16 protein-coding genes and 6 pseudogenes are annotated in these 24,625 nt (G+C 41.6%); 14 read left to right on the top strand and 8 right to left on the bottom strand.

Going from position 1 to position 24,625, the window contains the following annotated elements; translation table 11 throughout:
* The first annotated feature begins 87 nt into the window (after positions 1-87).
* From JCM10596_RS04080 to JCM10596_RS04070, 3 genes are all read left to right on the top strand, one after another.
* Positions 88-993 carry an aminoglycoside phosphotransferase family protein gene (locus tag JCM10596_RS04080; protein WP_025026043.1) on the top strand — a complete coding sequence of 302 codons (906 nt, stop codon included), beginning with the start codon at positions 88-90 and terminating at the stop codon, positions 991-993.
* A gap of 67 nt (positions 994-1,060) precedes the next feature.
* Entirely contained in the window at positions 1,061-1,657 is a 597-nt protein-coding gene (locus JCM10596_RS04075; protein WP_025026042.1) for a DUF4126 domain-containing protein, read from the top strand.
* Positions 1,658-1,699: 42 nt separating this feature from the next.
* A complete protein-coding gene (locus tag JCM10596_RS04070) occupies positions 1,700-2,266 on the top strand; it encodes a DUF4256 domain-containing protein (RefSeq protein WP_025026041.1) in 567 nt (188 codons plus the stop codon).
* A gap of 101 nt (positions 2,267-2,367) precedes the next feature.
* Here JCM10596_RS04070 and JCM10596_RS23730 read toward each other — a convergent pair.
* The 7 genes and pseudogenes from JCM10596_RS23730 to JCM10596_RS23720 form a co-directional block, all read right to left on the bottom strand.
* A pseudogene (locus tag JCM10596_RS23730) lies at positions 2,368-3,332 on the bottom strand (ABC transporter ATP-binding protein).
* A complete protein-coding gene (locus JCM10596_RS04060) occupies positions 3,329-4,315 on the bottom strand; it encodes an ABC transporter ATP-binding protein (RefSeq protein WP_025026040.1) in 987 nt (328 codons plus the stop codon). The pseudogene JCM10596_RS23730 and the gene JCM10596_RS04060 overlap by 4 nt, the downstream one beginning before the upstream one ends.
* 12 nt (positions 4,316-4,327) lie before the next feature.
* On the bottom strand, positions 4,328-5,251 hold the full coding sequence (gene opp4C, locus JCM10596_RS04055) for an oligopeptide ABC transporter permease (RefSeq protein WP_025026039.1): 924 nt from the start codon (positions 5,249-5,251) through the stop codon (positions 4,328-4,330).
* A gap of 11 nt (positions 5,252-5,262) precedes the next feature.
* Positions 5,263-6,224 (bottom strand): annotated as a pseudogene (locus JCM10596_RS23725) (ABC transporter permease).
* A 73-nt stretch (positions 6,225-6,297) separates the two neighbouring features.
* A complete protein-coding gene (locus tag JCM10596_RS04045) occupies positions 6,298-8,055 on the bottom strand; it encodes an ABC transporter substrate-binding protein (RefSeq protein ID WP_025026038.1) in 1,758 nt (585 codons plus the stop codon).
* 205 nt (positions 8,056-8,260) lie between these two features.
* Positions 8,261-9,862 carry a 2-hydroxyglutaryl-CoA dehydratase gene (locus tag JCM10596_RS04035; RefSeq protein ID WP_025026037.1) on the bottom strand — a complete coding sequence of 534 codons (1,602 nt, stop codon included), beginning with the start codon at positions 9,860-9,862 and terminating at the stop codon, positions 8,261-8,263.
* Between the two features lie 49 nt (positions 9,863-9,911).
* Positions 9,912-13,381: pseudogene (locus JCM10596_RS23720) on the bottom strand (BadF/BadG/BcrA/BcrD ATPase family protein).
* A 206-nt stretch (positions 13,382-13,587) separates the two neighbouring features.
* Here JCM10596_RS23720 and JCM10596_RS23715 point away from each other — a divergent pair.
* The 7 genes and pseudogenes from JCM10596_RS23715 (at position 13,588) to JCM10596_RS29995 (ending at position 19,733) form a co-directional block, all read left to right on the top strand.
* Positions 13,588-15,041, top strand: a pseudogene (locus JCM10596_RS23715) (alanine/glycine:cation symporter family protein).
* Positions 15,042-15,222: 181 nt separating this feature from the next.
* Entirely contained in the window at positions 15,223-15,669 is a 447-nt protein-coding gene (locus tag JCM10596_RS04020; protein WP_025026036.1) for a Dps family protein, read from the top strand.
* A gap of 172 nt (positions 15,670-15,841) precedes the next feature.
* Positions 15,842-17,092 (top strand): ATP-binding protein, encoded by a 1,251-nt coding sequence (locus tag JCM10596_RS04015; RefSeq protein ID WP_025026035.1) that lies wholly within the window; start codon positions 15,842-15,844, stop codon positions 17,090-17,092.
* 104 nt (positions 17,093-17,196) lie between these two features.
* Positions 17,197-18,024, top strand: a complete 828-nt coding sequence (locus JCM10596_RS04010) for an ABC transporter ATP-binding protein (RefSeq protein WP_025026034.1) — start codon at positions 17,197-17,199, stop codon at positions 18,022-18,024.
* 221 nt (positions 18,025-18,245) lie between these two features.
* A complete protein-coding gene (locus tag JCM10596_RS04005; protein ID WP_025026033.1) occupies positions 18,246-18,536 on the top strand; it encodes a DUF2921 domain-containing protein in 291 nt (96 codons plus the stop codon).
* A gap of 83 nt (positions 18,537-18,619) precedes the next feature.
* Positions 18,620-19,111, top strand: coding sequence for a methyl-accepting chemotaxis protein (locus tag JCM10596_RS04000; protein ID WP_148302505.1), 492 nt, complete (start codon positions 18,620-18,622; stop codon positions 19,109-19,111).
* Positions 19,080-19,733 (top strand): methyl-accepting chemotaxis protein, encoded by a 654-nt coding sequence (locus JCM10596_RS29995; protein ID WP_025026031.1) that lies wholly within the window; start codon positions 19,080-19,082, stop codon positions 19,731-19,733. Before JCM10596_RS04000 ends, JCM10596_RS29995 begins: the two co-directional genes overlap by 32 nt.
* A gap of 62 nt (positions 19,734-19,795) precedes the next feature.
* On the opposite strand, the gene JCM10596_RS03990 is transcribed toward JCM10596_RS29995, so the two are convergent.
* Positions 19,796-20,461 (bottom strand): TerC family protein, encoded by a 666-nt coding sequence (locus tag JCM10596_RS03990; protein WP_025026030.1) that lies wholly within the window; start codon positions 20,459-20,461, stop codon positions 19,796-19,798.
* 134 nt (positions 20,462-20,595) lie between these two features.
* Here JCM10596_RS03990 and JCM10596_RS23710 point away from each other — a divergent pair.
* The 4 genes and pseudogenes from JCM10596_RS23710 to JCM10596_RS23705 all read left to right on the top strand — a co-directional run.
* Positions 20,596-21,761, top strand: a pseudogene (locus JCM10596_RS23710) (THUMP domain-containing class I SAM-dependent RNA methyltransferase).
* A 237-nt stretch (positions 21,762-21,998) separates the two neighbouring features.
* On the top strand, positions 21,999-23,735 hold the full coding sequence (locus JCM10596_RS03980; protein WP_025026029.1) for a carbon starvation CstA family protein: 1,737 nt from the start codon (positions 21,999-22,001) through the stop codon (positions 23,733-23,735).
* A 32-nt stretch (positions 23,736-23,767) separates the two neighbouring features.
* Positions 23,768-23,995: a cory-CC-star protein gene (locus JCM10596_RS03975; protein WP_439644801.1), complete on the top strand. Its 228-nt coding sequence runs from the start codon at positions 23,768-23,770 to the stop codon at positions 23,993-23,995.
* Positions 23,996-24,004: 9 nt separating this feature from the next.
* A pseudogene (locus JCM10596_RS23705) lies at positions 24,005-24,625 on the top strand (ArsA family ATPase); the annotation flags it as partial.

The raw sequence follows: 24,625 nt of genomic DNA, 5'->3' as shown, positions 1-24,625 counted from the left end.
TTTTCGGTGCTAAACCGCTATAATGATCCCAGCAAGATCAAGATTCTGGAATTGTTTTTCAAAATTTATTAACAGAGGGATGATGATATGAGTGAAATACTAATAAAACAGATTCCTTTAATAAGTAATTGTAAAGATAGTATTCAAATTAAAAAAGGGTTTTCTTCTGATGAAAAATACCTCATACAGATGCAGGACGATAATAAAAAAATGCTTCTTCGGATGTTTAATGTAGAAGAATGGGAAGTTAAGAAAACAGAATACTCTATTTTGGAAAGGATGCGGGGGTACAACGTTACTTGTTCACACCCGATTTCTATTGGTGTGATAGGAAATCGGGGATATATGATCACATCATACATAGAGGGGGAGGATGCTGAGGCTGCAATCCCAAAATGCTCAGACCAAGAACAATTTAATATTGGGATTGAGGCGGGGAAGGAATTAAGAAAAATGCACCAACTTGCTGCTCCAACTCATATCTCTTCGTGGTATTCAAGGAAAGTTGAAAAGCATAAGAGATATATAGACGCTTACCTTGCATGTGATGTAAAGATTAAACAGGATCAGAAAATAATGAATTTTATTGATGAGAATATCCACCTCATGAAACAGCGCCCGAACTTATTTCAACATGATGATTTCACCCTTGGCAACATCATTGTCAATAATAAAAAATTCGCTGGAGTTATAGATTTTAACAGGTACGATTGGGGAGATCCTATTCATGAATTCCTAAAGATCGGCATTTTTAGCCGAGAAATAAGCATTCCTTTTTCATTAGGACAAATTAGAGGGTATTTTAATCATACAGAACCTAATGAAGGTTTTTGGAGGCTGTACTCACTTTACCTAGCAATGTGCGTTTTTTCCACTGTCATATGGACTCTAAAAACGATTCCAAACAATCTAAATCAGATGTTAGATAAAGTGTACATGTTTTTAGAAGATCATGATTACTTCAATAGCTTAAAACCTAAGTGGTATCAATAGATTGCGTAAAAATGCAAACAAATTTTTGATATAATGGGCTTACTATATGGTTAGAAAGGAGAATGAAATGGAAATACTTATAGGACTTTTGGTCGGCATCGGTCTAAGCATAGCTGCTGGATTTAGAGTATTTGTCCCTTTATTAGTAACAAGTATAGCATCACTATCAGGTTATTTCACATTGAGTGATAGTTTTCTTTGGATTGGTACATATCCTGCCCTCATTACGTTTTTAGTGGCTACCATAGTTGAAATCGCCGCATTTTACATACCATTCATTGATAATTTATTAGATACTGTTGCGCCATTTTTTGTTTCAATTGCCGGAATTATTTTAACTGCGTCATCAATTGGTGAAACAAGCCCTCTTTTAACCTGGGGTCTAGCAATTATTGCAGGTGTACCTGCTGGCTTATCATCTCAATTACTATCATCTGGCTCCAGAGCAACATCTACAGCAACGACTGGAGGGGCAGGTAATTTTATAGTAGCTACTTTGGAAAATATTAAATCTGTCATTGTCTCCATTTTAGCTATATTTGCACCGATTCTCATTCCGTTTATTTTACTTTTTGTTCTATTTTTTATTGTTATCGTACTTAAAAAGTTAAAGTCATTGAAGATAAACCCTTTTTTCACAAGAAAAAAGACAGCTGATATATAGAGGATTAGGCTTTTATTGCTAATAATGAAAGGAGTAACGAATATGACGAAGAGAAAAAAGGAGTTGTCACTAGAACAACGTGAAGAATTACTCAGAGCATTGAAAGCCCGTTTTGATAAAAACATGAACCGCCATCAAGATCTTGAATGGGCTCAAGTCCAATCCAAGCTGGAAGCTAATCCAGAAAAACTGTGGTCGCTTAACGAAATGGAAAGCACTGGTGGAGAGCCAGATGTTATTGGTCATGATCAGGAGAAGGACGAATACATCTTCTGTGATTGTTCAGAGGAAAGCCCTAAAGGTCGTAGAAGTGTTTGTTACGACCGTGAAGCACTGGAGTCAAGGAAGAAGCATAAACCAGAAAATAGCGTTATGGATATGGCTACTGACATGGGCATTGAGCTTTTAACGGAAGAACAATACCGCGAGTTGCAAAAACTGGGGCATTTTGACCTAAAAACATCAAGCTGGGTGAAAACTCCTGAAAAGATTAGAAAGCTCGGCGGTGCTCTCTTTTGTGATCGTCGCTACGATACAGTTTTTGTATACCACAATGGAGCAGAATCCTATTATGCTGCTAGAGGGTTCCGTGGCTCGCTAAGAGTCTAAAAGATGTGAAAAGCCTGTTTCGATACGAAAAAAAGTGTTGAAACAGGCTTTTCTGCAACAAAAAAGCAGGAAAAAGGAGTTCTGTTCAGCATTCTTCGTTATTAGACGATATGACAAGCCACATAATGATCTCCTCCGACATGGCGAAAGTCGGGGACGACCTCTTTACACTTGTCGATGGCTTGGGGACATCGAGTATGAAATTTACAGCCGAATGGAGGATTGGCTGGACTGGGGATATCTCCCTGAAGGACAATCCGTTCACGTCTTAGCGTCGGATCAGGAATAGGGATCGCCGAGAGTAGAGCTTGAGTATAGGGATGAAGAGGGTTTTTAAATAGCTCATCTCTAGAGGCCATTTCTGCCATAGAGCCTAAGTACATTACCGCTACTTTGGTACAAATATGCTCCACAACACTAAGGTCATGAGAGATAAATAGATACGTAAGGTCTTGGATTTCTTGCAGGTCAGATAATAAATTAATGATCTGAGCTTGGATCGATACATCAAGAGCAGATACAGGCTCATCTAAGACGATAAAATCAGGATTTAAGATCAAGGCGCGAGCAATGCCAATTCGCTGTCTTTGTCCCCCTGAAAACTCGTGGGGGTAACGATCAATATGGTAGGAGGCTAACCCGCAAATATTTAAGACCTCACGAACTCTTTCCCGAACTTCACTCTTTCTACAGATACCGTGATCCATGACCGCTTCCCCGATGGCTTCTCCAATTCGAATCCGTGGATTGAGTGAGCTATAGGGTCTTGAAAGACTAACTGCATCTTAGGGCGTAATTTCCGCAATTTATTTCGTGGAAGAGCATGAACATCGGTGCCTTTAAAGCGAATCGTTCCTTCCGTGATATCATGCAGCCGAACGATGGAACGACCGACTGTGCTTTTTCCACAGCCAGATTCACCGACAAGTCCGATGGTTTCTCCTCTTTTCAGCTTAAAGCTAATTCCATCTACTGCTTTCACGTGTCCAACCGTCTGCTGAAAGACTCCACTACGAATCGGGAAGTATTTTTTTAGATTGTTCACCTCTAGTAGCACATCACTCATGATCCAGCCCCTCCCTTTTCCTCTAGCCAGCAAGCTACTTTGTTACCGCTTTCATATGTTTTGAGTACGGGTTGTTCTTCACGACAAATATCCATGCAAAATTCACAGCGTTCGCTAAAGTGACAATAATCCCCTAGACCGATCGGATTAGGCACTTGACCAGGGATGGTGTATAACCGATCCTTTCTCTTTCCAATAATTGGTTTGGCTTCTAATAAGCCTTTGGTATAAGGGTGTCGAGGGTTTCGAAATAGTTCTCGCACAGGGGCTTCTTCAATTACTTTTCCGGCATACATCACAACAACATAGTCTGCCATTTCAGCAATGACCCCTAAATCATGAGTAATTAGCATCAAGGACATGTTTCTTTTTTCTTTAATTTCCTTTAATAGTTCTAGAATTTGGGCTTGAATGGTCACGTCTAGGGCTGTTGTAGGCTCATCAGCAATGAGCAGCTTTGGATCGCAGCTTAGAGCGATGGCAATCATCACCCTCTGACGCATTCCTCCACTGAGCTCATGCGGATAGCTATGCATGATTTCTTCTGCTCGTGGAATCCCCACTTGTTTTATGAGATCAATGGCTTTCAATCGCGCTTCTTTTTTAGACATATAGAGATGCTCAAGTAAAGGCTCCATGATTTGATCGCCAATCGTCAGGACGGGATTGAGAGAGGACATGGGCTCTTGAAAAATCATGGCAAACTCTTTACTGCGCATGATCCTGATCTCTTCCTCACGAAGGCTGAGTAAGTTTTTTCCTTCAAAAAGAATTTCGCCTGCTTCAATCTTACCAGGGGGAGAGGGAATCAAGCGCATTAAGGACATGGCTGTAATGCTTTTTCCACACCCCGACTCTCCAACAATCCCAATGGTTTCCCCTTCGCGAATGGAAAAACTAACATCGTTGACAGCTTGGACGACTCCCGCTTCTGTATAGAAATAGGTTTTAAGATGACGAAATTCTACTAGATTCTTAGCCATTGTTTTTCCCTCCTACCTTTTTTGCTTTGGATCGAAGGCATCTCTTAATCCATCTCCGACCAGATTAATAGCGACGACAGTTAGCAAGATACAGATTCCCGGGGGAACCCACAACCAAGGACGCAGTTGAAAATCGATCATATTATTGGCTGCTGATATCATATAGCCCCACGATGGAGTAGGGGGGACAACCCCAAGTCCTAAGAAGCTTAAAGCAGATTCTAATAGAATGGTGCCTGCTACGCCTAGAGTGGAGGCGACAATAATGATGGGCAATGTATTTGGAAGTAAGTGTTTAAAGATTTTTTTGCGATCGGTCAGGCCAAGCACCTCATTTGCCAGCATAAACTCCTGTTCTTTCAGGCTGAGAATTTGACTGCGGACTAGTCGTGCTAAGGTCATCCAGCTTATGAAGCCAAGGAGAAAGATCACTAGAAAAATCCGTTTATCTGGCGGAAACTTCAAATCTGATAGGATCGCTCCCAGGATGATCAGAACAGGAAGCGTAGGGACGGCATACATAATATCGGCGAATCTCATGATGCTTGTGTCTGCTGCTTTTCCATAGAAACCAGCAATCGCTCCCAAAGTTCCGCCAATCAGGAGAATAATCGCAGCTCCCACAATTCCTACAGTAAGAGAGATTCTCCCAGCTAACATCAGTCTAAGCAGGACATCACGCCCTAGGCTGTCTGTACCGAGCCAGTGTTCAGAACTTGGGGGCTTGTTGGCATTTTTGACACTTAATTTTGCTTCTGTATATTCTGAAAAGAAGGGTCCAATAAAGGAAAAGATAAACATGATCAGAAGGACAATCAATCCTGCAAGTGCCAGTTTGTTCTTTAGAAGTCGACGAAATCCATCAGCCCAAATGGAACTTGATTTTTCGATTTCCAGGTTGGTTCTATTGCTGAGGTTGACGGTGTTTTGAGTCATTCATATCCCTCCTACTTCTGCCTAACCCGAGGATCGGCAGCTCCATAAAGTACATCGGCAAGAATATTTGCTATGACGGTCAGTAGAGCAAGAAGCATCAGGAAGCCAAGAAGCAAGGGGTAGTCTCTCTGGAAAATCCCGTCTAAAGCCACTTTTCCCATGCCAGGCCAGTTAAAAATTTTTTCGGTGATAATGGCTCCTGAAAATAAAGCAGGCAATTCAAGAGCAAACAATGTGATCAAGGGCAATAAAGCGTTGCGTAAGGCGTGCTTGAAAATAACCACACGTTCCTTTAAGCCTTCGCTCTGGCAGTACGAACATAATCCTGCTTGATCACCTCTAGCATATTGGTACGAAAATAGCGTGTAAGTCCACCTATACTTAATAGAGTTAAGACAATCACAGGAAGAGCCATATGCTTCATGACATCCCAGACATAGGCTAGTCCAGTATAATTACTGCCTGTGGTGATTTTTCCGCCTAAGGGAAAGATCTGATAATCTACGGCAAAAAGCTTAAGAAAAAGAAGTCCAATGAAAAAAGAAGGAAGGGACATGGCTAGAAAAACCAGAAGTGTCACGAGAGAATCATAGATGGAATATTGTTTGATGGCGGCAAAAATACCTACAACAGAGGCAATCGTCCACTGCAAAACAAGAACAGCTAAAGCGATAATAAAAGAGTTCCAGATAAAAGTCTTGAGCACATCCTTGACAGGTTGTTTAAAGAGGAGGGAGTCTCCCAACTCTCCTTTTAAGAAGTTGCCCATCCATATAATATAGCGTTCTGGGAGGGGCTTATCCAGTCCGTAGATGGCTCTGAGCTCGGCGGCTCTTTCTTCTGTTAAATTCGGATTGCCTTGGGCTGTAATGTAATCTCCAGGAGCCAAGGCAAAAATAAGAAAGATGAGGATTGAGGCACCTAATAAGGTAGGGATGCTTTGAATCAGTCTTCGAATTACAAATTGCTTCATATCTTCCCTCCTCTAATGAGGGAGCAACTCAGCCGCTGGATTGGCGTGAGTCGCGCCCCATATAGTCTAAAAATTACTCCATCTCAGCCATGTAAATACTTTCTGAAAAATAGCGATATGGAGAAAAATCAAAGCCTTGAATTCGGGAGTTGATCGTATTCATGTTGTATCTCTGGTACATGAAGATATACGGAAGATCATCATTAAGCACTTGATATAATTCATGATAGATTTGCTTTAGTTTCTCTCTGTCCAGCTCTTTTAGTCCGGCTTCCATTAAGCGATCTGCTTCTGGATTAGAGTAGCCTAAATCATTCTGGGAGCCAGTCGTATGAAATAGATTGGTTGGATCTGGTTCATTGGTCAGCCCCCAAGCCAAGAATAACATGTCAAAATCGCCAGACTGTTTCTTTTGAACGACCGCGTTAAACTCTAATTGCTCTGGAATGAATTCAATTCCTAGCTCTTTATAGCTTTCTGTGGCATAAGGGATAATGGCATCGTTGACCACATTGGGAGAGGTGGCAGCAAAATAAATGACGAATTTCTCTCCATCCTTATAGCGGTAGCCGTCTGATCCTACTTCCCAGCCAGCTTCATCTAGAAGAGCGTTTGCTTTTTCAAGGTCAAATTCATATTGATTGATATCTTCTTCGGCGGGATAAGCCCAAGAAACACGCGATTGAGGAATGTTCAGAACATCTGCATATTCCTGGAAAACAGCATACACAATATCCTCGCGATTTAAGCCATAGGTGAGTGCCTGCCTGACTCGCTTATCTTGAAATTTAGGAAGGTTATGATTAAAGGCAATATAACCGTAGCCATTGTTGGGTAGAAGATTCATATCGACAAAACCGAATGTTTTCAAGAGGTCAACGTTATCCCGATTGACAGAAATGCCTTCTTCAAAATCCGTTTCGCCTGTTTGAATCATCTGAATATCTGTTTCATTGGTGGTGGATTTGAAGATGAGGTTCTTGATATTTGGTGCGCCTTTCCAGTAAGCCTCGTTGGCAACAAGGCGTACCTCCTGACCAGGAATATAGCGTTCAAAGACATAGGCTCCACTGCCTAGGGGCTTCTGATGAAGGGATTGCATATGACTAAGATTTCCTTTACTATAGTTTTCTCCATAGTAATGCTTGGGAACGATACCTAAAGCTCCGATTAAGCCTAATGTAGGTGATCTGGATTCTTCCACATCTATTTGAATAGTGTGGTCATCCACAATGGTAATTCCTTCAATGCGCTCGGCATCCCCATTCTTATAGGCATCCGTTCCTTTAATGACTGCCTTGGATAGGTCTGATTGCCCGTCATAGGTAGGGTCGAGATAAACATGATAGGTAAATTCAACATCCTTCGCCGTCAGCGGTGTGCCATCAGAGAAGTGGACATCATCGCGTAAATGGAAGGTATACGTTAAGCCATCTTCAGAGATATCCCAGCTTTTAGCGATGGCTGGAATGTATCCTCCATCTAAATCAACTTCTACTAATTTACTAAATAACACGTCATTCACATAGCGATCATACGTAGTACTGTAGAAGATGGGGTTAAAAATTCCTTGGGTTTCTCCCATACCAACAATGATTGTATCAGTACGTTTTTTGGAAGAGGCGGGTATTTTGGATTTGTCTGTGGCTCTTATCCAGCCATCCTCTCCAGCAACCTGTGTAGATAAATCCTCTGCTTCCTCCTCGGAAGCTTGCTCTGTATCCGTTGTGTCAGGCTCTGTGGTGTCAGATGGTGATTTCGTACAAGCTGTTAAGAATAAAGATACGATCAGCAATAAGCCCAATAACACCAGTGATATTTTCTTTTTCACTGTACATCCCCCTTAGATCTTATTTGAATGGTTTACCTTTCGTTAGTAAGGTAAATGCTTCCATGCTTCCATTTATTTTTATTGTATTTTTTTCGTTTTTAGAACTAGTTGTACTATTTTTAAAGGGAAAACTAAAAAGAGGGAAGCTTCCTAACTTACAGGAGCTTCCCTCTTTTCAGCTTAACTGATATTTTACTCGGCTATTTTATTTTTTCAACGAAAACCAGCTTTTCATCCCATACACCGCATTGGCGGCTGTACAGCCTACAACATGTCTTGTGGTTCGAAGAGGATTTGTCCAATTGGATACGCGGAAGGTATCACGAATTTTCTCTGCCGTTGTTTTCTTGTGAGAGAGTGCTTCGTCAAATTCCTTCTGTGCCGCTTGTTTTGCTTTGAAAAGCATCATCTGAACACGACTTTGTACGTTGATCGCTCCATCACCAGTCGTTTCGATGGGGAGGAAAATAGCCTCAGGATAACGCTCTGTGATCAGAGATTGGACTCCATCTGACACCCCTGAAGAAGGCATGCAGCCAAAGGGCTTTACAGAAACGGTCATATTCACTTTGCGTTTCTTGACATTCAGAATCAGCTTGCCGACCTCCATGTGACCTTCGCCGCCACGGACATGATTATTATAGTGCTCATGAGCAATCTGAGCGATTTCATCCATGTTCGGTAAATGGTAACGATACAGCCCAAGGGCATAGGCGTAGGATTGGAATAAGACGCGAATGGCTTTATCGGCTACGGCAAGCGCCCATAGTGTTTTGATAGGATTTTTCCCTTTAAGTCCATGTTTCCCTCCATCACTTTCCCGAAGATTGATGCGTTTTTGTGTGTCATAGCGCACCTCCCAAATCAGGAAAAGCAGCCATGCTGTGACGGATTGTACCTCTACTTCTGCTCCTTCTTGCTCTAGAAAACGCTGTAGCTGATAATTTCCGTCTCCTTCGGTGGTCATTGCCCAGAACTCACCAATAATACTGACTTTGGGCTTGACCTGCATTCGGTCTACCTGCACCGCACGAAGCTCTTTGCGACACTTACGCAGGGCAGGAATAAGCCAGCGACGGTGCAGAAAGGCATCGTATAAGATCTTTTTGCAACGCTCTAGAGCTTCATTCGTTGAGCCAGGAATGACCTCATAGGGGCGAATGCGGTATCCGATCGCATTAAGAATATCGCCAATGAAAACAGCTTTTAAGAAGCTAAAGAAGAAGGTGGAGTTGAGCTTCAGTGCTGACTCATCCCCTGTTACTTGTTTGAGACCGCTTTGCTGTTGGAAAAGGAGAACACGAAAGCCATCAAATCCAGCATCTCGCAGTGCTTTACGATATTCCGTTACATAGGTTCCGAAGCGGCAGGGACCGCAAGACCCGCTGGTGACAAAGAGGAAGCTTCGAACAATCTCGTCCTTTGACATGCCCTTCTCATCACGTAGATAACTGAGGTACTTAATCAAATTTCCTACCGTGAAGTAGGTCGGGTTACATTGTCCACGATTTCCAAATTCTTTGCCATAACGCAGGGAAGCGTTATCTGGACAATCTAGATGCTGTACCTTATAGCCCAACCCACTCAAGGCTCCTTCAACAAGGTAGTCGTGCGCCATGGTTAAGCCGCCAAAAAGAATCGTGGTGGATGCCTTATCTTTCATTAAAAATTGTCGGGGCACAGGGTCAAACCATTGGCTTCGTGTCGGCTGATCTAACCCTAAAGCAGCCTCCTGTTCATTCTGGTATTCACGTAATGCTTCTTCAAAAGCGATAATCGATTTATCTTGATCAAGCAATTTGTTCATCGTATGTGATGTTCTCCTTTCAAATGAGTAGTATGATGATACGTCAGTTCTAGATGACTTGATCCTTTGTATTGGAACGCTTGATCAGTTCATCCCGTTTTTGGGCGATAAGCTTCTCCAGCTCTTCTTTCTTCTGTGCTAGGTCTTCTAGGCGTTCTTCATGCAACCCTAGGCTATGTGCATACGTCTTGACTCGAATCTTGATGGAACCACCTGGTTTGTTCGCATCGATATCATGTAAGGCAGAGTAAGGAGTTCCAGCCGTTGAAATGATGGAGTCAATCAAGCCATAGGTTGGGGCATCATGACCACATTTGAAGCTGGAGAGGTCCAGTACGGCTACATTAGGATGACGAGCGGCGAATTTAGCTGCCCAGACCTTTTGGACACTGTTGGAGCTGAAATTCTCTGGCCAAACATCGGTAACTTCTAAGGCATGGTCTACTCGTCCGCTCTCTAAGTCTTCCTGGAAGAAACGGCGCAACCATGCTTCATCCTTAGGGATAGAGCGCATGGAGAGAATGGGATAGCCTAACACCTGAAATTCTTCAAGGACGCTGTGGTTGAGCCCTGGATCAGAGTGATAAGGGCGACCAATCATCAGAATAGCCAGCCGGTTTTCTTGTTCGATTTGCTCTAGTATTTCTTTCCCACGATCCTGCATCTCTTGATCGAATTGATTCAGGGCGATCCAAGCCTGATCCACGGCAAAATCATTCTCGTCCTCTGTTACTTGAAGAATGTCACCGAAGGCTTCGAATAGTTGCTTGCGCATCAGGTTTTGCTCTGTGAAGCTAACGGCTGGATCAAGATAAGAGATTCCTCTTGTTTCAAAGAAATTAATTTCCTTGGTGAAAGAGGCTTTGATGACATTTGGAGCTCCGGCTACAATAGGGCAGCTTGTGGAGTCCATCACATTTTGTAAGTGAGTAGGGATATGAGTAATACAAGGGAAGAAAATGTAATTCAATGGCTTACGTTCATGATGCTTGAACAACAGATTATGAACATGGGCTTGAGCGACCTTAGATGGATAGCAAGGGTCAATCGAACCATATTTTCCACCCTCCTGCCACATTTCCTCACTTGTAAAATCACTAAAGACAATATGGCTCTTATCGATCCCCAACGTTTCAAAATAGGTTCGCCAAAAAGGAGCCGTGGACCAAATATTGAGTACACGCGGGATACCAATGCGCAACTGAGCCCGATGCTCTCTGCTTTCTTCTGATGAACGAGTAAAGCCTCGCTGATAGCTCGTGCGGCGTAAACCGCCTAGCCCAAACCAGCTTTTTTCTAGTTTGGTATCCTGCACAGGAGCTCCTTCTTCGGGGACCGGCTCGGGATCATAGAAATGCTGATACATCCTCTTCGCTTCATAGTCCACTAGATTGGGGTAGTGCTTCTTCAGCTTTTGCCTCTCTTGCATTAATTTCTTCACAGCATCCAAATCCTCCACAGTTCCCTTTTCACAGCTAAATCCTGAGATATAACGTGCAATCTGTCCGTCTGGAGTTTCGGAATCGATGAAGGTACGGCTGCAATGATTAGGACAGAAGGTACACCTTGTGGATTCATCGTTACGAGTGAGATATTTGAGGTGGATCGCTGCATCCAGACCTAGGAAGGTAGAATACCCGCGGCGCTTTACCACTCGTAATGTTTCCATAGCCGCTCCTAGTGCTCCCGCTTCCCCTGGATGAGGATGGACAAAAACCTCTGCATCAGGAACACGCTGCTTAATATAATCCACTTGGGCTTTTACAGCCGCCAGATTATATTGTGTTCCTCCTTGCAGGACGAATTTTCTTCCTAGCTCTGCCATCCGCGGAATCTGCACCACGTATTGCCACACATTCTTAGGCAGAACCAAAGCTAAACCGGCAAGCAATTCTTCCTTGGAGTAGCCTTCTTTCTGAAAGTTGACTCGGTCTGCATCTAGAAACACGGCACAGCCGTAGGAGAAGCTTGGAGATAATTCGGCTGAAAAAGCGGTATCTGCATATTCTTGAATAGGAATACCAAATTGATCCGCCATGGCTTGGAGGAGCATGCCATTTCCTGCGGAACACTGATTAGATAAACGGAAATTGCGAATATCTCCATTTTTCATGAACAGGACTTTGATATCTTGTCCCCCGATATCGCAGATCACATCAACATCACCAAAATGATGAACGGCACTCATCATATGAGCCACTGTTTCGACAATATTAACATCTGCTTTCAAGGTCTTTTCTAACACATCTGCTGCATAACCAGTGGCTCCAAAGCCAATGATTTCTAAGCTTGCCCCTTGATTCGCTACTTTTTCATAAAGCCTTTGCAACATTTCCTTGGTATCTTCGATGGGGTTTCCCTTCGAAAGCTGGTACTCCTTTAAGAGGATCTCTCCTTCTTCAGATACTAGGACTGCTTTGGATGAGGTAGATCCTCCATCAAGACCTACTACGCCTCTAATGACCTGCCCCTTAGAAAAAGTAGCAGATGTAAATTTCGGGATGCTATATTGACGGCGAAATTCCTCTAATTCCTCACTATTTTTATTTAAGGGGGGACCGGCTTTTTCTCCTAGCTTGGATTTTCTTCCATGTAGAATAAATTCTTTCAAGCTCTCCAGTCCCGTATATTGTCCTACTCCTGCAGGCTCATGCATGCCATACATCACGGCACCATAAGCAGCGAAGTATTGAGCATTTTCTGGAACAAAGATTAAGTCTTCAATCGCCATATCTTTTGGGTAGTTATATCCACGATCCTCCCATGTTTGAGGGATTCGCAGGCGCCAGCATTCCTGTAAAAAGGGGAGGTATGTATTGGGCCCACCAAGCAGAAGAACCCGATGGCGAAGGGTGTTTCCGCGGGTCAATACGGAAAGGTTCTGCATGACGATAGCATCAGCGAGAGAACACATGATTTCCTCAGAGGGAATTCCACTTTTGACCAGATTAACGATATCTGTTTCAGCAAATACACCGCATTTTGCTGCAACATGATGAAGCTTTCATCATTGAAATGCAGCTTACCAGCCTCATCCATCGGCATACCAACCTTGATAATACATTTGTCAATGGTGGCTCCTGTCCCAGAAGCGCATTTGTCATTCATCGAAGTCAGGGCTTGTTTGTCTCCTGTTTCTTCGTTCTCCTTAAAAATGATGATCTTGGCATCCTGTCCTCCTAATTCAATCACGCTTCCTACATCAGGGTGGAGATACTCTACAGCCATTGTCACTGCATTTACTTCTTGAACAAATTTCGCTCCTACATGCTCACAGAGGGGACCACTTCCTGAGCCTGTCATGAAAATACGAATGTTTTCTTGAGGGATATGGGCAAATTCATTGCCAATCGTGACAAGGAAATCAAGCACTTTCTCAGCTTGCTTCGTATGATGGCGTTGATAGTCTGCCCAGAGAATTTCTTTGGTCTGGGGATGAATCACAGTGGCTTTGACTGTTGTTGATCCTACATCTACTCCAATAATCAGTTGATCTGCTTCTAAGGACATCTTATTCATATCTTCCTACCCTTCATCCGAAATTGATAACAGTATTATTATTTGTAAAAAAATTCAATATTTATTCATAAAAAAAATAAATATTTAGTATAAAAAATGAATTTTTATAGATGTGAAAGTTTTTTAACATTTTCAAATCCTGATTCATCATATATAATTTGAATGTAGCACTTGGACATATATAGATAATTGAGGGGGTAAGAAATTTGAATGAAGTAGTTGGTTGGTTAAATGACGTCTTGTGGAGTACACCTATGATTTATTTTTGTCTAGGAGTGGGATTGCTTTTCTCCATCCTGACACGCTTTTTACAGGTCAGACATATTAAAGAAATGGTGTTACTGATGTTTAAGGGGAAAAGCTCTGAAGCGGGTGTGTCTTCTTTCCAAGCCTTATCGATTGCACTTTCTGGTCGTGTAGGTACAGGTAATATTGCAGGAACAGCGACTGCGATTGCTTTTGGTGGACCTGGAGCCGTTTTCTGGATGTGGATGATTGCTTTTATTGGAGCATCTAGTGCGTTTATCGAATCAACGCTAGCGCAAATTTATAAGGAAAAACAAGATGGCTTATACCGTGGGGGACCTGCCTATTATATTGAAAAAGGGATCGGTTGGAAATGGTATGCCGTTATCTTTGCTTTCTCTGCTCTACTTTCTATGAGTTTACTGATGCCGGGGATTCAAGCAAATTCAATCGCGGTAGCAGTAGAAAACGCTTTCAACTTAAATGCTTATATTACAGCAAGCATACTTATTGCCATTATAGGTGTTATTATCTTTGGAGGAGTTAAGCGTATTGCTAATGTAGCTCAATTTGTGGTTCCATTCATGGCTCTTGCTTACATCCTATTATCTCTTATTATTATTATGGTTAATATTAAGGAATTACCCGCTGTTATTTCTTTAATTGTTTCTAGTGCTTTTGGTGTCGATGCCGCTTTCGGTGGTATTATTGGTTTAGCGATCGCTTGGGGAGTTAAACGAGGCATCTATTCAAATGAAGCAGGTCAGGGGACAGGACCCATGCGGCGGCAGCAGCCAATGTATCTCACCCTGCTAAACAAGGCTTAGTGCAATCATTTTCTGTTTATATTGATACACTCCTTGTATGTTCAGCTACAGCGTTCATGATTTTATTCACAAATATGTATAATACGGTTGATCCTAATGTTGAAGGTGGATTTATTGTTAATTATCTATCTGAGGTGCCAGCAGGAGCTGGTTATACGCAAGCGGCAATTGAATCTGTCATACCTGGATTTGGAGCTGCCTTTGTCGCTGTTGCCTTATTCTTCTTTGCTTTTACTACGATTATGGCTTACTATTACATTGCTGAAACGAATATTGCTTACTTAGCTCGTGGTTCTTATCGAAATATATCGATGTTTTTGTTAAAGATTGTCTTATTGCTAGCTGTCTTCTTCGGTGCAATTCGTGAAGCTGACTTGGCTTGGGCATTAGGAGATGTGGGGCTTGGTCTGATGGTTTGGCTGAACCTGATTGCCATCTTAATCTTAGCGAAACCAGCTTTAAAAACGTTGAAAGACTATGAGGAGCAAAAGAAACAAGGACTCGATCCTGTATTTAATCCTGAGAAGTTAGGAATCAAAAATGCAGATTATTGGGTTAATGAATATAAGCCTGAAGATCACAAATAGTGTAAAACTCAAGACCCCTTCCCTATAGGAGGGGTTTTTTTACTGAATAAGAAAGGAGTATGCATTATTTATAAAAGTGAACGTAATGTGACAAATAGGGACAAGGTGTTTAATTTTCTATGCTTTGGGGAAAGTAACGAGTAGTCTAGTATTTTGAAGGAGGGTGTTCGTTATGTCCCAAATGTCAACAAAGCAAAGCGTGACAGAAGTATTAAATAAGCAGATCTCCAATTTTAGTATTTTGTATGTAAAGCTTCACAATTACCATTGGTATGTCAAAGGAGAAGGTTTTTTTGAACTCCACACTAAATTCGAAGAGTTCTATACAGAGTTTGCTACCTACATTGATGAGCTTGCCGAAAGAATATTGGCGATCCAAGGGAACCCTGTTGCGACCATGAGAGATTTTTTACAGCAGTCCTCTATCACAGAGGCAAAAGGGAATGAAAATGCTGGGCAGATGGTTCAAGAAATAGCGAATAATTTTACTATCCTTATCAATGAAATTAAAGCAGGGGTTGAGGTAGCTGAACAAGCCAATGATGGACCTACAGCTGATATGCTCACTCATATTCAAACCAATTTAGAAAAACATCTTTGGATGCTACAAGCATTTCTAAGAAAATAAAGGAAAGATAATAAGGGATTCTGCCGTGCGCAGGATCTTTTTTTGAGGGGAAAAAAGAATGTTTTTGTATGAAACAAGAAGGAAACTTTGGAAAAAGAAGATTATTATATTGCAAATCTCTCATTTTTCTAGTAATTTCGAAGTAGTATGATTCTCGGAAGGAAAGATTCCCATGTTTGCTGAAAAGCTGCTCTTACATGTTTTAATTATCCTTATTCCCGTATTTATCTATAGTTTTTTCTATGACCGATCGAAAATGGGGTATTCCCCCGTTGTGATTGGTTTAATCCAAGGAGTAGCTGCATTTCTCAGTATGGTTTTTTCCTATTACAGTTTCGGCTTGTACTGGGACTTGCGATATGTTCCTTTGGTGTTAGCCTTTTTGTATGGGGGGCCCATTGCTGGAGTAATCGTTTGTATCACCATCCTAGCGACTCGAGTCTATATGGGAGGGGATGCGCTCTATTTTGGATATTTTAGTTGTATCTTAGCATCTATAGTTCCTTTTCTCTTTGCCAAGCGTTTTCTCACCTATCCTCCATTAAAAAGGATTAGTGTGGCGATTCTTGTAGGGATATGGCCATCTTTTATTTCCTTTTCTATTTTGTTTGTTTACTTATCTATGGGAAATACAATTGATATACAAAGTGATTCTGTGGTCTATATTTCTCTCTTTCTGACGATTCATTTTGTCAGTATTGGTCTGGCTGCGATGCTTGAGGAGGTTTCTATTGAACGACAGGTGATGAAACAAGAGATTCAACAGGCTGAAAAATTGAATACGTTAGGAGAACTGGCTGCTTCTATTGCTCATGAAGTGCGTAATCCCTTAACAGTGGTTAAAGGCTTTCTACAGCTTCTTCAACAAAATCCAAAAGAACAAAATGATTATTATTACTCTCTTGCTTTAAGTGAACTGGCACGAGCAGAAACGATTATTAATGATTATTTACACTTTGCCAAACCCCAGATTACAAAGCCAGAGGTACTTGACTCGAAGGAATTGCTTACTGATATTCACCTCCTACTTGAACCCATTGCGACAAGGTACGGCGTTCGTTTGGAGAAGGAGCTTGAAGAAAATGTGAAAATACAAGTAGATCGAAATCATTTACAACAAGCCTTAATCAATATCATCAAGAATGGAATAGAGGCGACAGATGAGGGGGGACAAGTTAGGATCACATCAAGAGCCAACCGAAAATGTGTAGAAATAGTGATTGAAGATACGGGTAAGGGAATGACGAAGGAACAGCTTAAGAAGATAGGAACGTTTTTTTATACAACGCGAGATAAAGGAACGGGGTTAGGGACGGCTGTATCGATTCGAATTATTGAAGCGATGAAAGGAAAGGTAGGGTATCGAAGTGAACCGGAGAAGGGGACAGAGGTAAGAATTACTCTGCCATTATATACAGAATAATGCAATTCGTATTTGACGCTGGAGCCCATAGGTGATAAACTAGAAGGGATCAAATGATAATGAATATCATTATCTTCATCTTGTAGTTTAATGGAGGGAAGGCAATGCAAGCGATAAAGACGAAGGATTTAGTCATCTCCTACGGAGAAAAACCTATAATAGAGGAACTTAGTCTGACGATACCGAAGGGTAAAATAACCGTCTTTATTGGAAGTAATGGATCTGGAAAATCGACTTTACTCCGCTCGTTGGCACGATTATTGAAACCTGAAAAAGGTCAAATTGATATCGAAGGTCAATTGATATCTAAGTGGCCAACAAAAGAATTAGCGAAGAGATTAGCGATCCTTCCACAAGGTCCCGTTGCCCCTGAAGGATTAACCGTCCTGCAATTGGTGAAGCAGGGCAGATATCCTTATCAAAATTGGCTGAATCAATGGTCAGAAAAAGATGAAGAGATGGTTATGAAGGCGCTTCGACTTACCAAGATGACGGAGTTGATGGAGAGACCAGTCGATTCACTCTCAGGCGGTCAAAGGCAACGAGCTTGGATTGCGTTGACGTTGGCTCAGGGCTCAGATACCATTCTTCTAGATGAACCAACAACATATCTTGATCTAGCTCACCAAATAGAGATTCTTGATTTATTATATGATTTGAATCAGGAGGAGCAGAGAACCATTGTCATGGTTCTGCACGACATCAATCTAGCCTGCCGTTATGCCGATTATATCGTATCTATTAAGAGTGGGAAGATTGTGGCTGAAGGACGACCAGAGGACACAATTACGCCTTCTTTAATGAAAAATGTGTTTGGCCTACCTTGTGATGTTATCTCTGATCCTTTATTTGGAACACCTCTTTGTGTGCCATATGGAAAAGGGAAAAGGGTTGGTCAAAGTGTTCGACAAGCTCAAGTAGTAGGTGTATAAATACCTTTATCATATTAAATCAAACCACCGGACCATGTATGGTCAGGGTGGTTTTTTTGTGTTTGTTGACTCTAAATATTAGTTTCAAGAGAAAAGAATAATTGGTAATAATTGAATGGTGAATAACGGTTTATTTTTCAATATAATGTATCTGACAGGCAACTAGAATTCGTCATCTATGTCTTCATCATGGGTCATGGATTCTACATAGGAGGAATATTATGACGACATCAGTAAGTGTTAAGGATGAGGTAAAACATCAACAAAATGCTCTCATTTTCAAAGTCTTTGTATTTTCAGTCATTGTTGCGTTTCTTATTCAGCTTGTACTTGGGCGACCTTTGATTAACGTCTTGCTAACAGTTATTATGGGAACGCTCACAACGGGGACAATTGGAGTCCTTCATTATCTACGCAAGGGAACGAATATTGTTCCTTATGTAGCCTTTGTCGGATTAACGATCTTGATCCTTGGTTTTATGATGGCAGCGCTACTTTTGCTACCGTATTAATGACGTATTATCTGCTTGTCACTTCTGCGCTCTATATGAATAGAACGATTTTAGTAACAGGTACCCTTACAAGTGCGTCTCTTATGACTTTTTTCTTTGTTCAATATGGTCCTGTTCTAGAAATTGAACCTAGTACGTATGGATTAAGTATTCTAGTATTTGTTCTAATTTGTATTATCTTATTTGCCCAACAAAAAATAGCGTCCAATCTGTTAGATGCTTTTGAAAAAAATTCAAAACAAACTCACGAATTCCTGGCTCAAGAAAAGCAGAGGAAGGATAACCTTATTGAACAGACTCAAATGATCTCAGATAATATGAATAATATTAGGGAGAGCAGTGAAGAAAATAAGGAATCCTTAGATCAGATGAGTCGTGCATTTCAAGGAATTGCAACTGGAATGGAGAATCAATCAGAATCGATTACAAGCATCAGCAGATCCGTTGAGGAAACAGGAGAAAAAGTGATGCTAATGGATGATTCTATGCAATTATTAGAAAAGAAAACGGAAGAAGCAAGCCAGGTGACACAGCAGGTGGAACATGGTAATTCAACTATTGAAAATCATGGATGAGTTCCAACAAAGTATGGCTACTATGTCAGATGAAATTCATGATCTGACAAATCAAGTGAGTGAGATCTCTAGCTTTAACCAATCAATTCAAGAGATTGCCTCGCAAACGAATCTATTAGCTTTAAATGCAGGAATTGAAGCGGCAAGAGCAGGAGAGTCAGGAAGAGGATTTGCTGTTGTAGCTGAGGAGATTCGAAAGCTAGCTGACTTAACATCAAGCACAGCGAACAAAATAGAAGGAAAGCTGAAGGCTGTAAATGAAAAGACGTATGCAACGAAAGAAAAAATGACAGAGAATGTACTGCAAATGGATCGCAGTGTAGGAATGACCAAGGATACCAAGGAAGTGTTCACTCGAATCGATGAAAACATGCACATTCTGTCAGATGAAGTTTCGGCTGCAAATGAAAGAATCGAGTTTATCCGTCTATCTGCTAAGAACATTGAGGAAGAAGTAAATAGCTTTGTTTCTGTTATCGAGGAAATGACAGGCACGATTGAAGAACTGACTGCTACTGTAGAAACACAGTCGAGTCAATATGATCAACTAGTGTCTAATATTCAAGGAACCGATCAAAGTGTTAGAAAAATTGTGGACTTGTATCATCGTGATCGTGCCTAACGAAAATAGTTAGAAGAAAAGGTATCATCCATTTTTCCAGAGAGAAAACCATTCCGAGTTGTCTAGAATGAGTTTTCTCTTTTTAGTTGATTGACTCCCCAGCCAATCGCAACGACAAACAGGGCAGCCATGTATGGGAGATAGTGAATGGCATTGTTAAGAATGGATAAGATCGTTGACAATTTAGGGTCATGGAGCAGCATTTCACCTGCTGTGAATCCTAGAATGGCTGCACCAATGTAGATAAGCGAGGGGAATTTATTGATCAACCTTAGAATAAGTGTGCTTCCCCATATAATGAGTGGAATACTAAGGAGAAGTCCAATACTGATCAGAAAAAAATCTCCATTTGCTACGGCTGTAATCGCAATGACATTATCTAGGCTCATGACAAAATCAGCAATAATAATGGTCATAACTGCATTGCCAAGATGGTGATGGGCCTCAATGCTTGAATGATCCTCTTCAGCAATCATTAGTTTAACAGCAATCCAGAGTAGCAGAATGGCGCCGACCGTCATTAGGAAGGGGATTTTTAATAGATAGATAGCCACAAGGGTAAGGAGGATTCTTAGTAGTATAGCCCCAGAAGCTCCCCAAAAAATAGCCAGCTTCCTCTGATGCTCGGGTAAGTTTTTGCTTGCCATGGCAATAATAATTGCATTATCCCCACTGAGAATGATATTAATAATTATAATTTTAATAAAAGCAAAGATCCACCATTCCATGAAGTGTTGCCTCCTCTCTCACGATAGTAATCTATATGCAAGACCTGTCCCATTTAGTCATCCTTTTGCATCATCAGGGGTGAATTGTATATAATGAAAGGGATAAATTTTAGGAAGAAGTAAGGGGACAAATCATGTCGAAGATTGAGTTAATTGCCACATCTACCTTTGGGTTAGAATCCGTAGTAAAAGAAGAGGTTCTACAGCTAGGCTATGATGATATTAAGGTTGAAAACGGAAAAATAACATATACAACAGATTGGTCAGGGATTCCTAGATCCAATTTATGGCTAAGAGCGGCTGATCGAGTCAAGTGGAAAATTGGTGAGTTTAAGGCATTGACCTTTGACTCCTTATTTGAACAAACCAAGGCGTTACCCTGGCAGGATATTTTACCGAAAAACGCTCAATTTCCGGTGCTTGGCAGATCGGTGAAATCGAAGCTATTCAGTATCTCCGATTGTCAGGCGATCGTGAAGAAAGCTGTGGTGGAGAAGCTTAAGAGCGCTTATCATGTACAATGGTTCTCAGAAGATGGTCCGCAATATACAATTGAAGTGGCTCTATTAAACGATGTAGCTACGTTGACGATTGATACCAGTGGTTCCGGATTGCATAAGCGTGGATATCGCCGTCTGCATAATGAAGCCCCAATGAAAGAAACCATGGCAGCGGGATTAATTCTCCTCAGCAAATGGAAGCCAGAACGTCCCTTCATCGATCCGTTCTGTGGTTCTGGAACGATCCCAATTGAAGCTGCCTGATTGGTCAAAATATAGCGCCTGGATTTAATCGTTCCTTTGCCGCTGAGGAGTGGGGAGTGATCCCGAAAAAAGCTTGGGAGATGGCATTAGAGGAAGCAGAGGATAAGGCGAAATACGATCAGAAGCTATCCATTATTGGCTCAGATATTGATAAGGAAGCGAGCGAATTATCTAAGCATAATGCTCAGGAAGCTGGAGTTGGTCATGAAATCACCTTCCGTCACCGAGATATTGCCCAATTGGATTCGAAAGAAGAATACGGAACTCTCATCTGTAACCCTCCGTATGGAGAAAGATTAGGAGAAAAGAAAGAGATTGAGGCATTGTACCGAAAAATGGGGCGTATTTTTCAATCTCTTCCAACATGGTCTTACTATATTTTTACAGCGCATGAAGAGTTTGAAACCTTATTTGGCAAGAAGGCAACGAAGAAAAGAAAATTATTTAGTGGAAATATTCGTTGCGACTTCTATCAATATTTTGGTCCACGACCTCCAAAACCTCAACAGGTTGGCACGGAAGAATCGAGTGAATGAAAAGCTAAAACCCAGAATACATAGTGAGCCAAGGTGTGTTAGCAGGAGAAGACTCCTGTAACACGCCTTTTTTAGTTCATACCTTTTTTATTCATTGAAAATATAGAATAATCTATTTATTTTTTCAGTAAGATAGATTATAGTAAAATGTGTAAATTAATCTAGTTGAAAGGAGGATCATGTAGGATTTGTCATCTGAAACGAAAGCGTTAACAATGGCGTAGAGGAGGAATTTATTTGACCGCTGTTCTATTAGCACTTACAGGAATGATTGTTTTTGCTTTAGGTTATCGTTATTATTCTTCGTTTATCGCAGAAAGAATTTACCGACTAGACCCGACCTTCAAAACGCCTGCGCATCAGTTTAATGATGGAGTCGATTTTGTCCCTACACGAAAAGAAATTTTATGGGGGCATCATTTTACTTCCGTCGCAGGTGCTGCTCCCATATTAGGTCCTGCTATTGCAGTGTATTGGGGATGGTTACCAGCGATCATCTGGGTGTTACTTGGAACGGTTTTTGCCGCAGGAGTTCACGATTTCGGTGCTATTGTGATTTCCAATCGACATAAAGGAAATTCAATGGGGACGCTAGCAAGCCGAATCATTGGCAAGAGAGCGAAAAATTTATTTCTTTTTATCATTCTGATTCTCGTCTTAATGGTGAATGCCGTGTTTGCATGGGTCATTGCCAATCTATTTATTAATTTCCCAGCCAGTGTGATCCCTGTCATGATTGAAATACCTCTTGCTCTATGGATTGGATATATCGTGTATAAGAAAAGCCGAAGTATTCTCCTTCCCTCCATTGTTGCCTTGGTGGTCATGTACGGATTGGCTGTCATTACGGCTAAAGTAGAGCTGCTTCAAATCGATCTTGTTCGCTATTTTGGCGGAGCTGAGGCAGCTGGTTTATTTGGTTTAACCTCTAAGGAAAGTGCCTTTCTTATTTGGATTGCTGTTTTATTTGCCTATGGCTATGTGGCATCTATTTTGCCAGTGTGGAAGCTCCTACAGCCTCGAGATTATATCAATTCACATCAGCTTATTCTTGGACTCCTTGTGCTTTATGCTGGACTATTCTTTTTACGTCCAGAGGTAACGGCACCTGCCTTTAACATGGCAGCGACGGATGTTTCTTGGTTTCCTCTTTTATTTATCACTATAGCCTGTGGAGCCATCTCAGGCTTTCATGGACTTGTTTCTTCAGGGACGACCTCCAAACAGCTAGACAGAGAAACTGATGCTCGTTTTGTCGGCTATTTGGGGGCTGTAGGGGAAGGGACTCTTGCTTTAATCTCTATTATTGCGGTGATTACTGCTTTTGCCACTACAGGTGCTTTTTTAGATACATATCATAGCTTTGCTGCTGCCAGTAGTTCAGGCTTAGGGACATTTGTCAATGGTGCAGCGCAGTTAGCTACTGGTTTATGGATTCCGAGCGATATAGGAAGAACCATTGTAGCGGTGATTGTTATCAGCTTTGCTGCAACAAGTCTGGATACATCGATACGTTTAATGCGTTATATCATTGCTGAGCTCGGCAAGGAATACAAGCTCAAGGCGATTACAGGTACTCATGGAGCGACCATGCTGGCAATCGGAACAAGTACCTTATTGGTGCTTATGCCTGGGACAGCGCAAGGATTTGGAGGAGGAGGCTATCATCTATGGCCTTTGTTTGGTACATCGAATCAACTGTTGGCGGGGATTACGCTTCTCATTATCTCCGTGTGGCTAAAAAGATTAGGGCGAAACTATCTTCCTACGCTAATCCCGATGATCTTCATTCTATTTATGACGATATGGGCAATGACCCAGCAGATCTTCTTCCAATGGATGGGAGTCGAGGACAAAATGATTCTCTTTGTTCTGGGGGCGATGATTTTAGGGTTTGCGCTATGGATTCTATTAGAAGCGTTCGCGGCATTTTACCGTAAGGACCCGCCAATCAATGAGGATATAAGCGGATGAACATAGCAGATAAGTGGAAAAGCTTTTGGGAAATGTATGAGGAACTGTTTTATGTAACGTATCGCAGGGGGATTCAAAAAGCACATCGGGATGAAGAAGATTTATTTTTATTGCTATGCTACTGTGAAATGCTAGGCATCCCTAATCCCGTTTCTTATTACACTCTAGAATTATACCCAGTGATTTATGAACGTTTCCATGAGTGGCATGTGAGAATGGGCATGGAGCAATCCCCTATTGAAGGAATACGCTGTTGTTAAGAAAAAGAGGTGAGAGAGATCAAGGAATTACTACAAAAACGACTCTTGTTCTTTGGAGGAAAAGGTGGAGTAGGAAAAAGCACAACGGCGTCAGCTACGGCTCTCTTTGCTTCCTCTCTGGGTAAAAAACGCTTCTTGTATCTACTGATCCTGCTCATAACACAGGGCATTTATTTAATCAGCAGATCGGACGGGAGGAAAAGAAGCTGACTCCTTATTTGTACGCACAGGAGATTGATCCCGCTTATGAATCAAGACTCTATATTCAGCGAGTGAAGGAAAACCTCAGAGGAATCACTCGACCACAAATGATGCAAGAGATTGAAAAGCAAATTGATATTGCCCATGCTTCTCCAGGGGCGGATGAAGCTGCGATGTTCGATCGAATGGTTGATATTATAGAGCAAGGATTGAACAACTATGATCTGATTATTTTTGACACGGCTCCTACGGGTCACACGCTGCGGTTATTGTCCCTTCCAGAATTAATGGGCGTCTGGATAGAGGGCATGTTACAGAGAAGAGAGAAGGCGAATGAGCTGCATCGGATGTGGGTGGGAGAGGAGGAAGATTATCAACAAGATTCTATCTACCAGATTCTGATGCGTAGGAAAAATAAGTTTGCTCTTG

It is taken from the genome of Caldalkalibacillus mannanilyticus JCM 10596 (genome assembly GCF_000615945.1).
Lineage (GTDB): Bacteria > Bacillota > Bacilli > Caldalkalibacillales > JCM-10596 > Bacillus_AT > Bacillus_AT mannanilyticus.
Note: the sequence above shows the minus strand (reverse complement) of the source record. Positions and strands in the feature narration are given on the sequence as shown.

Coding starts and splice junctions, on each gene's coding strand:
- JCM10596_RS04075 (WP_025026042.1), top strand. CDS start 1,061: ATGGAAATACTTATAGGACTTTTGGTCGGCATCGGTCTAAGCATAGCT.
- JCM10596_RS04070 (WP_025026041.1), top strand. CDS start 1,700: ATGACGAAGAGAAAAAAGGAGTTGTCACTAGAACAACGTGAAGAATTA.
- JCM10596_RS04015 (WP_025026035.1), top strand. CDS start 15,842: ATGTTTGCTGAAAAGCTGCTCTTACATGTTTTAATTATCCTTATTCCC.
- JCM10596_RS03990 (WP_025026030.1), bottom strand. CDS start 20,461: ATGGAATGGTGGATCTTTGCTTTTATTAAAATTATAATTATTAATATC.
- JCM10596_RS04080 (WP_025026043.1), top strand. CDS start 88: ATGAGTGAAATACTAATAAAACAGATTCCTTTAATAAGTAATTGTAAA.
- JCM10596_RS03975 (WP_439644801.1), top strand. CDS start 23,768: ATGTATGAGGAACTGTTTTATGTAACGTATCGCAGGGGGATTCAAAAA.
- JCM10596_RS04010 (WP_025026034.1), top strand. CDS start 17,197: ATGCAAGCGATAAAGACGAAGGATTTAGTCATCTCCTACGGAGAAAAA.
- JCM10596_RS29995 (WP_025026031.1), top strand. CDS start 19,080: ATGGTAATTCAACTATTGAAAATCATGGATGAGTTCCAACAAAGTATG.
- JCM10596_RS04060 (WP_025026040.1), bottom strand. CDS start 4,315: ATGGCTAAGAATCTAGTAGAATTTCGTCATCTTAAAACCTATTTCTAT.
- JCM10596_RS04020 (WP_025026036.1), top strand. CDS start 15,223: ATGTCAACAAAGCAAAGCGTGACAGAAGTATTAAATAAGCAGATCTCC.
- JCM10596_RS04035 (WP_025026037.1), bottom strand. CDS start 9,862: ATGAACAAATTGCTTGATCAAGATAAATCGATTATCGCTTTTGAAGAA.
- opp4C (WP_025026039.1), bottom strand. CDS start 5,251: ATGACTCAAAACACCGTCAACCTCAGCAATAGAACCAACCTGGAAATC.
- JCM10596_RS04005 (WP_025026033.1), top strand. CDS start 18,246: ATGACGACATCAGTAAGTGTTAAGGATGAGGTAAAACATCAACAAAAT.
- JCM10596_RS04000 (WP_148302505.1), top strand. CDS start 18,620: ATGACTTTTTTCTTTGTTCAATATGGTCCTGTTCTAGAAATTGAACCT.